Below are 13282 nucleotides of genomic sequence, written 5' to 3'. Positions count from 1 at the left end.
TTCCGAACCCGGAAGCTAAGCTCTTCAGCGCCGATGGTACTGCATGGGGGACTGTGTGGGAGAGTAGGACGCCGCCGGACGTATACGAGTGTGGGGCTGTCTCCCTAGGGAGACAGCCCCACACTCGTATACGCGTATTTTCCGACTACTGGCTGGCAGCACCCGCTTCAGCACCTTGGCCGTGGTGGCATCTATTACATGGATGTCCTACTATCGGGAAGCCAAGTGTTCTAGGTATCTCCGCCCGCCACATCGTCCCCGGGAGCCGCTTCGATGTCCTCCGACGCGATGTCCTCCGACAACCGGCACGAGCCGGCCGCCACGCTGCACACACCAGCTCATCCGGTCCGGATCGTGACGGCGGCCTCACTCTTCGATGGGCATGACGCGGCGATCAACATCATGCGTCGCCTGTTGCAGGCGCAGGGCGCCGAAGTGATCCATCTCGGGCATGACCGCAGCGTCGAGGAGGTCGTCACCGCCGCGATCCAGGAGGACGCCCAGGGGATCGCCCTGTCGTCCTATCAGGGCGGGCATGTCGAGTACTTCAGCTACCTCATCGAGCGCCTCCGTGCGCGCGGAGCCGGCAACGTCCGGGTCTACGGCGGCGGCGGCGGGGTGATCCTGCCGGCGGAGATCGACCTGCTGCACGCGCGCGGGGTCGCGCGCATCTTCTCCCCGCAGGACGGGCAGCGGCTCGGTCTCGCAAAGATGATCAATATGATCATCGAGGCCTGTGACGTCGATCTGACGGAGGACGGGCCGAAGCTCGATGCGGTGGCGGCTGGTGAGCACGGCGCGCTCGCCCGGGCGATCACCGTGCTCGAGGCGGGCCGGGACCCGCGGCTCGCGGCGGCGCTGCAGGACGAGGCCGCCCGCCACCCGCGGGTTCCGGTCCTCGGTATCACCGGCACGGGTGGTTCGGGAAAGTCCTCGCTCACCGACGAGCTGATCCGGCGCTTCCGCCTCGACCAGGGCGACAGCCTGCGGATCGCGGTGCTCGCCATCGACCCCAGCCGTCGGCGGGGCGGCGGTGYACTGCTCGGTGACCGCATCCGGATGAACTCCCTGGGTGATGGCACGGCAGGGAACGTGTTCTTCCGGTCCCTGGCGACGCGCACGGGGGGCAGTGAGGTTCCGGCTCCCCTGGCGGATGTGATCAAAGCCTGCCAGKCGGCCGGTTTCGATCTGGTGATCGTCGAGACGCCGGGCATCGGGCAGGGTGACGCGGCGATCGTTCCGTTCTGCGATGTTTCGCTGTACGTGATGACACCCGAGTACGGTGCGGCCTCACAGCTTGAGAAGATCGACATGCTGGACTTCGCTGACGTGGTGGCGGTGAACAAGTTCGAGCGGCGCGGCGCCGAGGATGCCCGGCGTGACGTCGCCCGGCAACTGGTGCGCAACCGGCAGGCGTTCGACCAGTCCTGGGAGGATATGCCCGTCTTCGGCACCTCGGCCGCCCGGTTCCACGACGACGGGGTGACCGCCCTGTATCAGCACCTCGTCGGGCTGCTACGCAAACACGATCTGCACACCGTGTCCGGCTCGTTGCACYTGGTGCGCGGGCGGACCTCTACCGGTCTGACCACGGTCATTCCGTCCGCCCGGATACGCTATCTGGCCGAGATCACCGAGACGGTGCGGGGCTATCACGCCGAGACCGAGCGTCAGGCGCTGCTGGCCCGCCGTCGTGAGCATCTGACGACGGCCCTTGCGGCACTGGCCGGCGCCAACCCCAGCGCGGGCCCGGCGCCGGCGGAACCCACCACCCTCGCCGTGCTGCGCGACGAGGCCGAAGCCGCCCTGGCCCCCTGGACGAGGGAGCTCCTGGCGCAATGGCCGGCGATCGTCGAGGAACGTCAGGGCGAGAAGATGACCTATCTCGTCCGGGGAACCGAGATCCACACCCCGCTGGTGCGCACCACACTCAGCGGGACTCTGATCCGGCGGGTGGCGGTACCCGCCATCGACGACGACGCTCGCCTGATCCGCTTCCTGCGGCGTGAGAACCTGCCAGGGTACTTCCCCTTCACCGCCGGCGTCTTTCCGTTCAAACGCGCCGGGGAGGCCCCGGCGCGAATGTTCGCCGGTGAAGGTGACCCCTTCCGGACCAACCGCCGGTTCCACTTCCTCTCCGCCGGCTCGCCTGCGACCCGGCTGTCCACCGCCTTCGACTCGGTGACCCTCTACGGCCGCGATCCCGCGTCTCAGCCTGACATCTATGGCAAGATCGGCACGTCGGGCGTGTCGATAGCGACGTTGGACGACATGAAGGTCCTGTTCGCCGGGTTCGATCTGTGTGATCCGTCGACCAGCGTCTCGATGACCATCAACGGCCCGGCGCCGACGATCCTGGCGATGTTCCTGAACGCCGCGATCGACCAGCGCTTGGACGCTTTCCGCGCCGAGCACGGCCGGGAGCCGAGCACGGACGAGGCCGCCGAGGTCCGGGCCCGCACGCTGGCCACGGTCCGTGGCACCGTGCAGGCGGACATCCTCAAGGAGGACCAGGGGCAGAACACCTGCATCTTCTCCACCGAGTTCGCGTTGCGGGCGATGGCGGACGTGCAGGAGTGGTTCATCGAACACGCGGTCCGGAACTTCTACTCGGTATCGATCTCCGGCTATCACATCGCCGAGGCCGGCGCCAATCCCATCAGTCAGCTCGCGTTCACCCTGGCCAACGGCTTCACCTACGTCGAGGCCTATCTGGCCAGAGGGATGCGCATCGACGATTTCGCCCCGAACCTGTCGTTCTTCTTCTCCAACGGGATGGATGCGGAGTACACCGTCATCGGGCGGGTGGCCCGCCGGATCTGGGCGGTKGCCATGCGGGAGCGCTACGGTGCCGCCCCCCGGTCGCAGATGCTGAAGTATCACGTACAGACCTCGGGTCGGTCGCTGCACGCACAGGAGATGGCCTACAACGACATCCGGACCACGTTGCAGGCGCTGTGCGCGATCTACGACAACTGCAACAGCCTGCACACCAATGCGTACGACGAGGCTGTGACGACTCCTACGGAGAACTCCGTCCGCCGCGCGTTGGCCATTCAGATGATCATAGATCAGGAATGGGGACTCGCCGCCAACGAGAATCCCCTGCAGGGATCGTTCATCGTCGATGAACTGACCGACCTGGTCGAGGAGGCGGTGCTCGCCGAGTTCGAGCGGATCAGCGACCGCGGCGGTGTACTCGGCGCGATGGAGACCGGCTATCAGCGGGGACGCATCCAGGACGAGTCGATGCTGTACGAGCGGCGCAAGCACGACGGCACCCTGCCGATCATCGGGGTGAACACGTTCCTGCGGCCGGAGTCGGCCGGCACCGATCCCGACGCCGAGGGAGGCCCGATGGAGCTCGCGCGGGCCACGGAGGAGGAGAAGCAATCTCAGCTCACTCGGCTGGAGGAGTTCCACCGCCGGCACGGCGCCGAGGCGGGCGCCGCCCTGGAACATCTGCGGGAGGTCGCCAGGAGCGGGGGGAACACGTTCGCGGCGCTGATGGAGGCGGTCCGCGTCTGCTCCCTCGGGCAGATCTCCCAGGCATTCTTCGACGTGGGTGGGCAGTATCGACGTAACGTCTGATTATGCCCCGGGTGGCGCCCGCCGTTACGTCGATCGGCGTTACGCTGGTCGGTACGCTGGGCGCCGCGGCAATCTCCGGGTACGCATGAATCTTTGCCAGCGCGTCCGTCCTGGGGTGCAATGGACGCTGCCCGCCGCGACGGTCCCCGGCTGCCAGGTTGGGCGGGAACCGTCCCATGAAGTGCAGGAGCGTCGACAAGTCGTGGCCACCCCGAAACCGTTGCCAACCGACCCCATAGCGGAGGCCCATCGGCACTGGACCGCCCACGGCTGGGGGGCGGCAGCGGACGGCATGGCAGCGGTCACCTCCCTGATGCGGGCGCAGCAGATCGTCCTCGCCCGGGTTGACGAGGTCCTGCGCCCCCTCGATCTGACCTTCGCGCGCTATGAGCTGCTGATGCTGTTGATGTTCAGTCGGTCCGGAGCGCTGCCCCTCAACAAGATCGGAAGTCGGCTGCAGGTCCATCCGACMAGCGTCACCAGCGCGGTCGACCGGTTGGAGGCGAGGGGGCAGGTGCGGCGTACCCCGCATCCTACGGACCGGCGGGCGATTCTCGCGAAGATCACCGAGGAGGGTCGGGTCACTGCCATGGCCGCGACCGAGAAGCTCAACGACACCGTCTTCGCCGATCCCGGGCTGGGTGACGGCGGGGTGCGCAGACTCATCGACCTGCTGACCGATCTGCGCCGGGCCGCCGGCGACTTCTGATCGCGCGGTGTTCGGCCCGTMCGCGACTACCCTCTAGAGCTGTGACCTACCTCGACCACGGGGCGACGACGCCGATGCGACCGGAAGCGCTCGCCGCGTACACCGCGGTGCTCGCCGATACCGGCAATGCCTCGTCGCTGCATGCCAGTGGCCGCCGTGCCCGCCGCATCGTCGAGGAGTCCCGCGAGACACTCGCCGGAGTGCTGGGCGCCCGTCCGTCCGACGTGGTGTTCACCGGAGGCGGTACCGAAAGTGACAACCTCGCCCTGAAGGGTCTGTACTGGTCACGCCGCCGGGCCGAACCGGGCCGGCGGCGGGTGCTGGTCAGCGCCGTCGAGCACCGGGCGGTCCTGGACACCGTCGACTGGCTCGGCCGGGCGCAGGATGCCGAGGTCGAGCTGCTCGCGGTCGATGCCGCGGGAACCGTGCGGCCGGACACCCTCGCCGYCGCCCTCGAACGGGATCCGGACTCGGTGGCCGTCGTGTCGGTGATGTGGGCGAACAACGAGGTCGGCACCGTTCAGCCGATCGCCGAGCTCGCGACGATCGCGCACCGTCACGGCGTGCCCTTCCACACCGATGCGGTGCAGGCGTTCGGCCAGATCCCGATCGCCGTCACCGACGAGGGCCCCGACGCCATCACGGTCAGCGCGCACAAGATCGGGGGGCCGATCGGTGTCGGTGCCCTGGTGGTGCGCCGGGGATTGGCGATGGAGCCGCTGACCCACGGCGGCGGTCAGGAGCGCGACATCCGGTCCGGAACGTTGAACACGGCCGGGGTGGCGGCGTTCGCGGCGGCCGCGGCGAGGGCATGCGCCGAGGCGCCGCAGGAGAGCGTCCGGCTGGCGGCCCTGCGTGACGACTTGGTGCGCCGGGTCCGGGCGGAGGTCCCGGAGGCGGTGCTCAACGGTGCCCCGCTGCTCGGGGACGGCGGCGGTGGGGACGGCGGCGGTGGGGACGGCGGCGGTCCGGGACCGCACCGGCTGCCGGGAAACGCCCATCTGACCTTCCCCGGCTGCGAGGGAGACTCGCTGCTGATGCTGCTCGATGCCCGGGGGATCGAGTGTTCCACCGGCTCGGCCTGCTCCGCTGGAGTGGCGAGGCCGTCGCACGTGTTGCTCGCGATGGGAGTGGATGAGGCACACGCCCGCGGATCGCTGCGGTTCTCCCTCGGGCACACCTCACGGGCCTGCGACATCGACGCGCTGGTCGCGGCGATCGGGCCGGTCGTCGAGCGGGCGAGCCGCGCGGGGGCGCTGGCCGGCACGAGCGGCAGCATGAGCGGCACCTGAGAGGCGATGCCCATGATGCCTTGCTCCCGTCCACGTGGTTCCCTGAGGTTCGGCGGAGATTCGGGGAGGTGATGGTCTGATGCGGGTGCTCGCCGCGATGTCCGGCGGGGTCGACTCCGCCGTCGCCGCCGCCCGGGCGGTTGACGCCGGTCACGACGTCACCGGGGTGCATCTGGCGTTGTCGCGCTCGCCGGAGTCGGACCGGACCGGAGCCCGCGGCTGCTGCACCATCGAGGACGCCCGGGACGCCCGGCGGGCCGCCGATATCCTCGGCATCCCGTTCTACGTCTGGGATCTCGCGGACCGGTTCGAGACCGACGTCATCGAGGAGTTCGTCGAGTCCTACGCGGCCGGTCGCACGCCCAACCCCTGCGTGCGCTGCAACGAGCGCATCAAGTTCGCGGCCGTACTCGACAAGGCCCTCGCGCTCGGCTTCGAGGCCGTCGTCACCGGGCACCACGCCCGGCTCGATCCGGACGGCACCCTGCGCCGCTCGGTGGATCCGGACAAGGACCAGTCCTACGTCCTGGGAACGCTGCGTCCCGAGCRGCTCGCCGCCGCGCGGTTCCCGCTCGGGGATTCCACCAAGGCCCAGGTGCGGGTAGAGGCGGCCGAGCGTCGCCTTGCCGTTGCGGACAAGCCGGACAGCCACGACATCTGTTTCATCTCGCACGGGGACACCGGTGGCTGGTTGCGCGAGCGGCTCGGCCCGCGGCCGGGTCCGGTCATCGATGCGACGACCGGGCAGACGCTCGGGCACCATGACGGCGCCTACGCCTTCACCGTGGGTCAGCGTCGCGGGCTGAAGCTCGGGCGGCCGGCCGCGGACGGCCGGCCGCGCTATGTGCTGGACATCTCCCCGGTGACGTCGACGGTCACCGTCGGACCGGCCGAGGCGCTCGACGTGCGCCGGCTCGTGGCGGACCGGGCCGTCTGGCCGCACGAGGGGGCCGTGTCATGCCTGGCCCAGGTGCGGGCGCACGGCGGGGTGGTACCGGCGGTGGCGCAGGCGCGCGACGAGGAGCTCGTCGTGACGCTGACGACGCCGGTCCGCGGCACGGCCGCAGGCCAGGCAGTGGTGCTGTACGACGGTGACCGGGTGCTTGGCGGAGGGCACATCCGCACCACCGGTGGTTAGCTGGGCGCCCGGTCGGCGGGCCGTTGACGGAGCGGGCGTGGAGCGGGCGTGGCCGGGGATCTCCCGCGGACTCCCGGAGGATGTCAAGACATGAGTACTGACGCTGCACGGATGTGGCCGCCCGGCGCGGCCACCGGGGTGGGCTCGCTGCCGGGAACGGATGCGGCCCAGGCCGTCAAGCTGGTCTTCGACGAGCTGCCGGACCTGCCGCATCTGCCAGAACTGCCGGCCAGGGGAGCCGGGGGTGCGATGGTCGGGCGGGCGGCGGCGATCCTCGTCGACATGCCGGTGGACCTTCAGCCGGCTGGCTGGCGGCTGGTTCCCCGACCCGGCCTGGACCTGCGCCGGTCACGGGATCTGCTCGAACGCGACCTGGACGCGCTGACGGAGGTCGCCGCCGACTACGCGGGATCCTTCAAGATTGCCGTGACCGGCCCGTGGACGCTGGCTGCCGAGCTGGAGCTTCCCCGCGGGCACAAGGCGTTGTCGGATACCGGCGCCACCCGTGACATCGCCGACGCACTGACCGCGGGGCTCGTCGAACAGGTCGAACAGATCGCCCAGCGGGTCCCGGGGGCGCGGATCCTGGTCCAGCTCGACGAGCCGTCGCTGCCGGCGGTGCTCGCGGGCCGGATCCGCACTCCGAGTGGGTTCTCGGTGCTGCCCGCCGTCGAGGAGGGCTTGGTTGTGGAGCGGCTGCGGATCCTGCTCGGTGGCCTGCGGGCGCTGCCGGCGACCGTCGGAGTCGGGGTGCACTGCTGCGCTCCCGCGGTGCCGCTGGCGGCGTTGCGCGCGGCGGGTGTGGACTTCGTCGGTCTCGACGTCACCGCGCTTACCCGGGCCGAGGACGACGCCGTCGGCGAGATCGTGGAGGCCGGAGTGCGGCTGATGGCGGGCCTCGTCCCCACCAGGCCGATTTCACCGGCCGCGCCGATTTCACCGACAGGACCGACTGGACCGGCCGCACCTGCTGGTGCAGCCRGACGGGCTGGTGCAGCCGGACGGGCTGTCTTGGCCGCACCGAAGTTGTCGGATGTCCGCCGTACGGTCGAACCCGTCATCGCACTGTGGCGCCGGTTGGGATTCCGGCCCGAGCAGCTCGGAGAGGTGGTCGCCGTGACGCCGACATGTGGCCTGGCGGGCCTGGGAACGGACGATGCCAGGACGGTGATGCGCCACTGCCGGAAGGCGGGGCGGGTCCTGGTCGACGCACCGTCGTGAGCGCGACGGCCGGTACGGCCGACGAATCCGGCGTGGCTTCGGCGGCGGCTTCGGCGGACGAGCGGGCCCGCGCCGCCAGCCTCGCCCGCGAGCTCGACGAGCACGCGTACCGCTACTACGTGCTCGATTCCCCGACGATCTCCGATGCCGAGTACGACCGGTTGATGGCGGAGCTCGCCGCGCTGGAGGAGCGGCATCCCGACCTGCGCACACCGGACTCGCCGACGCAGAAGGTGGCCGGCTCCTACTCGACCCTGTTCACCCCGGTCGAGCATCTCGAACGGATGCTGTCCCTGGAAAACGTCTTCGACGACGACGAGTTCCACCAGTGGGCGGCGCGCGTGGCCCGGGAAAGCGAGGTCGACGCCTGGCTCTGCGAGCTGAAGATCGACGGGCTTGCCGTGGACCTCGTCTACGAGGATGGTTACCTGGTGCGTGCCGCGACGCGCGGCGACGGCCGGACGGGGGAGGACATCACCCCCAACATCCGCACCCTGGCGAGCGTGCCGGTACGGCTGCGCGGGCCGCGGGTGCCCGGGCTGCTGGAGGTGCGGGGCGAGGTCTTCTTCCCGACCGCGAAGTTCGCCGAGCTCAACGCCGGGCTGGTGGCCGTGGGGGGCAAACCGTTCGCGAACCCGCGTAACGCCGCGGCCGGATCCCTGCGGCAGAAGGATCCCCGGGTCACCGCCACCCGGCCGCTGGAGATGATTGTCCATGGCCTGGGCGCGCAGCGCGGCTTCGAGGTCACGTCCCAGTCGGCGGCCTATGCCCGCTTCGCGGAGCTCGGGCTGCCCGTCGCCACCCACTTCGAGGTCCTGGCGACGGTGCCCGGCGTGCTCGACTACGTGCACCGGTGGGGCGACGCGCGCCACGACGTGGTGCACGAGATCGACGGAGTGGTCGTCAAGGTCGACTCGTTCGCCCTGCAACGCCGGTTGGGCTCCACCTCGAAGTCCCCCCGCTGGGCGGTGGCCTACAAGTATCCGCCGGAGGAGGTCACGACCAAGCTGCGCGATATCCGGGTGAACGTGGGCCGCACCGGCCGGGTGACCCCCTTCGGGGAGCTGGAGCCGGTCCTGGTCGCCGGGTCCACGGTGGGCCTCGCGACCCTGCACAACATCGACGAGGTCGGTCGCAAGGGGGTGCTCATCGGGGACACGGTCGTCCTGCGCAAGGCCGGGGACGTCATCCCGGAGATCGTCGGCCCGGTCGTCGACCTGCGAGAGGGTTCCGAGCGGGCCTTCGTGATGCCCACGCGCTGCCCGGAGTGCGGCACCGAGTTGGTGCGGCCCGAGGGCGAGGTCGACATCCGTTGCCCGAACACCGTCTCCTGTCCCGCGCAGTTGCGGGAGTCGATCTTCCATTTCGCATCCCGGGGGGCGATGGACATCGACGGGCTCGGGTACGAGACGGCGACCGCCCTGCTCGAGGCGGGCCGGGTGCGTGACATCGGCGACATCTTCCACCTGACGCCCGAGTCCTTCGAGGGGCTGCGCGGGTTCGCGCAGAAGAAAATCGACCAGATTCTGCGGGGGGTCGAGGCCGCGCGGCACCGGCCGCTTTGGCGGCTGCTGGTCGGCCTGTCGATCCGCCACGTCGGGCCCACGGCGGCGCGGGCGCTGGCCCGGGAACTGCGGTCGCTGGAAGCGATCGCCGCCACGTCGGCCGAGGACCTCGCCGCGGTCGAAGGGGTCGGTCCGAAGATCGCCGGCGCGGTGCTCGACTGGTTCGCCGATGAACGGCACCGCGACATCCTCGCCAGGATCGCCGCCGGCGGGGCACGGCTCGCCGACGTCGGCGCGGAGGAGGGCCCACGTCCCCTCGACGGCGTCACCGTCGTCATCACCGGCACGCTCACCGACTGGAGCCGCGACTCGGCCAAGGAGGCGGTCGAGGCGCGCGGCGGCAAGGTCACCGGCTCGGTGAGCAGGAAGACCACCGCCGTCGTCGTCGGCGCGGATCCGGGGGCCTCGAAGTACGACAAGGCGYGCAGTCTCAGGATCCCCATGCTGGACGAGGCCGGATTCGCCGTTCTGCTGGCGCAGGGGGTCGACGCGGCCAGCAAGCTCGCCGTTCCCGCCGACGGTCCCGAGAAGGCCGAGACCCCGGTGGAATAACCCGGGGGAGGATCCCCCGCTCAGAAACGGTCCGTCCTGGTCAGGCTCGCGGCGATGCCCGCCAGATGGGCCAGTCGGTCGATCTCGGAGGAGCGGAACCGGGGGCCGCCGGGCCGCCCGACCAGGATCACCAACCGGTCGCCGCCGACCGGGGCCGCGGCGAGTTCCATGCTGACCGCCCGCCAGCGAGGCGGGAAGGCGCCATCCTCGGCCCCGATCCGCCGCGCCCGTTCCAGCGGCAGCCAGGGCAGGGGTAACCGGACCCGTTCGGGGACACCGAGATCGTCCCCGCCGAGGGCCGGAGCGCCCACCGAGGTCTCCCGGACCCGGACGTCGTCCGGCCCGACGTGCTCCAGCAGCATCGCCCAGTCGGCGTGGAAGACGCCGGGCGCGAGGTCCGTCAGGGTCGCCACGGCGTCGTGCGGCCGATCGGTCATGGCGTCCACCAGGTCGAGGTCGTTGCCGATACCGCCCCCGTCGGCGAGAAACGGCCGAAGCGACTCGACGATCACGCCTGGAACCGAATGAGCGGCGGTGAGGACGCGATCGGCGAGGCCGCMCGGTGGCAGAAGCACGAGCAGATCGTCCACGGCTCCGTCGGCGGTGCGYTCGATGACGGTAATGCTGACGATGTCGATGCTCGCCCTGCCCAGGGCCGTGGCCACCGCGCCGAGCGCTCCCGGGCGGTCCGGCAGCACGAGGCGAARCAGATACGACATGTAGCTGAGCATGCGCAAAGAGCATGTCGGCGGGATGGCCGGCCGGTCACGCGAAGATAACGTCCCCGCCCGGCCGGCGGCTCCCCCAGGACCACAGCACAGGAACCTCGCCGAAGGTGAGGTGACGGAAACCCCGAAGGGCAGCCTGGGCCAGGAGAGCAGCGGGGGGCGGCGTCCGCGGGGGTCCCGCCGCGGCCCGTACGATGACATCACGTCGACGCGGCGATGCGTCCGGTCCGGGACCGTCCGCCCGGGGCGCCCCCAGGGGTGCATCCGGCCTCTCCCGGTTCCGGTTCCCGCATCCGTCGCGGCGCCCAGGACCAGTCACGGGCCCCGCGCCCACCGCCCACGAAGGGGCCACACGCCATGGCGATCACTCGGGACGAGGTGGCTCACCTCGCCCGCTTGGCGCGGATGTCGGTGACCGACGACGAGCTCGACGCGCTGGCACCGCAGCTCGAGGCGATCCTGTCCGCGGTCGCCCGGGTCTCCGAGATCGCCGCCGGGGACATCCCGCCGACCAGCCACGCCGTGCCGTTGACCAACGTCTTCCGGCCGGACACCATCTGCCCGTCGCTGCCCGTCACCGAGGCCCTGGCCGGTGCCCCCGCCACCGAGGACGGGCGGTTCCGGGTGCCCCGCATCCTCGATCCGGACGAATGAGGTCGCCGCCCGCATGACGGAGAACATGACGGAGAACCCGACACCTCCCGGCGCGACTGACGTCGTGCGCCTGTCCGCCGCCGCGACGGCGGCCGCGATCGCCGTCGGCAGGCTGAGTGCCGTCGAGGCGACCCGGGCGGCGTTGGACCGCATCGCCAAGGTCGACGAGACCGTCCACGCCTTCCTGCACGTGGACGCCGACGGCGCGCTCGCCGCGGCCCGGTCGGTCGACGACCGGCGCGCGGCCGGGGAGCGCCTCGGGCCGCTCGCCGGGGTGCCGTTGGCGCTCAAGGACGTCTTCACCACCCGAGGGATGCCCACCACCTGCGGCAGCCGCATCCTCGAGGGCTGGCACCCCCCGTACGACGCCACGGTGGTGAGCCGGCTGCGGGCCGCGGACGTCGTCCTGCTGGGTAAGGCCAACATGGACGAGTTCGCCATGGGCTCGTCGACCGAGAACTCGGCGTTCGGGCCGACCCGCAACCCCTGGGACGTCACCCGCATCCCCGGCGGCAGCAGCGGCGGCAGCGCCGCGGCCGTCGCCGCCTTCGAGGCGCCGCTTGCCCTCGGCACCGACACGGGCGGTTCCATCCGTCAGCCGGCCGCCCTCTGCGGTCTGGTCGGGGTCAAGCCCACCTACGGCGGGGTCAGCCGCTACGGGCTGGTCGCCTTCTCCAGCTCGCTGGACCAGGCCGGCCCGCTGGCCCGCACGGTGACCGACGCGGCGTTGCTGCACGCCGCGATCGCCGGCCACGATCCCCTGGACTCCACGAGCGTCGACGCGCCGGTTCCCGCGGTCGTGGCGGCGGCACGGCAGCGCGACATCCGCGGTATGMGGGTCGGTGTGGTCCGCGAGTTCGCCGGCGACGGATACGACCCGGGGGTCGAGGCCGCCTTCGCCGCCGCGGTCGAGGCGCTGACGGGCCTGGGCGCCCAGGTCGTCGAGGTGAGCTGCCCGCACTTCAGCTACGCGCTGCCCGCCTATTACCTGATCGCGCCCAGCGAGTGCTCGTCGAACCTGGCTCGCTTCGACGCGATGCGCTTCGGGCTGCGGATCGGCGACGACGGTCGGGCCGGGGCCGAGGAGGTCATGAGCCGCACCCGCGAAGCCGGCTTCGGCCCGGAGGTGAAGCGGCGGATCATCCTGGGCACCTATGCCCTGTCCTCGGGGTACTACGACGCCTACTATGGCCAGGCGCAGAAGGTCCRTACGCTGATCAGCCGCGACTTCACCGCCGCGTTCGAGCAGGTCGACGTCCTGGTCTCGCCCACCACCCCGACACCGGCCTTCCCGCTGGGCGCGAAGGTCGACGATCCGGTGGCCATGTACCTGTCGGACCTGTGCACGATCCCGTCCAACCTCGCGGGCGGCCCGGCGATGAGCCTGCCGTCCGGGCTCGTGGACGGGCTGCCGGTGGGTATCCAGATCATGGCGCCGCCGYTCGCCGATGACCGGCTCTACCGGGTCGGCGGGGCGCTGGAGGAGGCGTTGGACGTCGAACGCGGCCATCCGCTGCTCGACGAGGTCCCGGCGCTGTGAGCGGGCGCCCGGCGCTCTCGCGGGTCATCCGTGTTCCGGGTGTGGCGGCCGCGGTGACGGGCCGCCGACCGCGAGGGAAGGGAAGGAAACGGCGATGGTGAGTCTGCGCAGCGGCCGGCAGGACCGGTTCCTGGTGGGCGTGGTGTGGCTGCTCACCGTGCTGGTGCTGGGTCTCGGCATCGCCACGCTCAACCCGGTCCTGCTCGTCTGGGGAGTGCTCGGCCTACCGGCCGCGGTGTTCCTCACCTACGTGCACGTCCGCGACACCCGCCCACCCAGCGACCCATGAGGA

The 13282-nt window shown here is 70.9% G+C and carries 10 protein-coding genes and 1 rRNA gene; 10 read left to right on the top strand and 1 reads right to left on the bottom strand.

The window, feature by feature from the left end; translation table 11 throughout:
- The 7 genes from rrf to ligA form a co-directional block, all read left to right on the top strand.
- Window positions 1-80: ribosomal RNA gene (gene rrf / locus CcI156_RS10620) — 5S ribosomal RNA — on the top strand; the annotation flags it as partial.
- A gap of 193 nt (window positions 81-273) precedes the next feature.
- Complete coding sequence (icmF, locus tag CcI156_RS10615; RefSeq protein ID WP_076805463.1) at window positions 274-3591, top strand: fused isobutyryl-CoA mutase/GTPase IcmF; 3318 nt, start codon at window positions 274-276, stop codon at window positions 3589-3591.
- 202 nt (window positions 3592-3793) lie between these two features.
- Window positions 3794-4300 carry a MarR family winged helix-turn-helix transcriptional regulator gene (locus tag CcI156_RS10610; RefSeq protein ID WP_023840249.1) on the top strand — a complete coding sequence of 169 codons (507 nt, stop codon included), beginning with the start codon at window positions 3794-3796 and terminating at the stop codon, window positions 4298-4300.
- Window positions 4301-4341: 41 nt separating this feature from the next.
- Window positions 4342-5592: a cysteine desulfurase family protein gene (locus CcI156_RS10605; protein WP_076805462.1), complete on the top strand. Its 1251-nt coding sequence runs from the start codon at window positions 4342-4344 to the stop codon at window positions 5590-5592.
- Window positions 5593-5671: 79 nt separating this feature from the next.
- On the top strand, window positions 5672-6730 hold the full coding sequence (gene mnmA / locus CcI156_RS10600) for a tRNA 2-thiouridine(34) synthase MnmA (RefSeq protein ID WP_076805461.1): 1059 nt from the start codon (window positions 5672-5674) through the stop codon (window positions 6728-6730).
- Between the two features lie 90 nt (window positions 6731-6820).
- Window positions 6821-7951 (top strand): methionine synthase, encoded by a 1131-nt coding sequence (locus CcI156_RS10595; RefSeq protein ID WP_076805460.1) that lies wholly within the window; start codon window positions 6821-6823, stop codon window positions 7949-7951.
- Window positions 7948-10068 carry an NAD-dependent DNA ligase LigA gene (gene ligA / locus CcI156_RS10590; RefSeq protein ID WP_076805459.1) on the top strand — a complete coding sequence of 707 codons (2121 nt, stop codon included), beginning with the start codon at window positions 7948-7950 and terminating at the stop codon, window positions 10066-10068. The genes CcI156_RS10595 and ligA overlap by 4 nt, the downstream gene beginning before the upstream one ends.
- Window positions 10069-10088: 20 nt before the next feature.
- On the opposite strand, the gene CcI156_RS10585 is transcribed toward ligA, so the two are convergent.
- Window positions 10089-10799, bottom strand: coding sequence for an ACT domain-containing protein (locus CcI156_RS10585; RefSeq protein ID WP_076805458.1), 711 nt, complete (start codon window positions 10797-10799; stop codon window positions 10089-10091).
- A 354-nt stretch (window positions 10800-11153) separates the two neighbouring features.
- On the opposite strand from CcI156_RS10585, the gene gatC reads away from it, so the two are divergent.
- The 3 genes from gatC to CcI156_RS10570 all read left to right on the top strand — a co-directional run bounded on the left by gatC (window position 11154) and on the right by CcI156_RS10570 (window position 13279).
- Entirely contained in the window at window positions 11154-11450 is a 297-nt protein-coding gene (gatC, locus tag CcI156_RS10580) for an Asp-tRNA(Asn)/Glu-tRNA(Gln) amidotransferase subunit GatC (RefSeq protein ID WP_011438021.1), read from the top strand.
- A gap of 13 nt (window positions 11451-11463) precedes the next feature.
- Window positions 11464-12990 carry an Asp-tRNA(Asn)/Glu-tRNA(Gln) amidotransferase subunit GatA gene (gatA, locus tag CcI156_RS10575; protein ID WP_083718423.1) on the top strand — a complete coding sequence of 509 codons (1527 nt, stop codon included), beginning with the start codon at window positions 11464-11466 and terminating at the stop codon, window positions 12988-12990.
- Window positions 12991-13084: 94 nt separating this feature from the next.
- Window positions 13085-13279 carry a hypothetical protein gene (locus tag CcI156_RS10570; protein WP_011438019.1) on the top strand — a complete coding sequence of 65 codons (195 nt, stop codon included), beginning with the start codon at window positions 13085-13087 and terminating at the stop codon, window positions 13277-13279.
- Window positions 13280-13282 lie beyond the last annotated feature (3 nt).

Origin of the sequence: Frankia sp. CcI156 (assembly GCF_001983015.1) — a bacterium.
Classification (GTDB): Bacteria; Actinomycetota; Actinomycetes; order Frankiales; family Frankiaceae; genus Frankia; species Frankia casuarinae.
The sequence above is the reverse complement of the archived record's forward strand: the minus strand, read 5'-3'. Positions and strand labels throughout refer to the sequence as shown.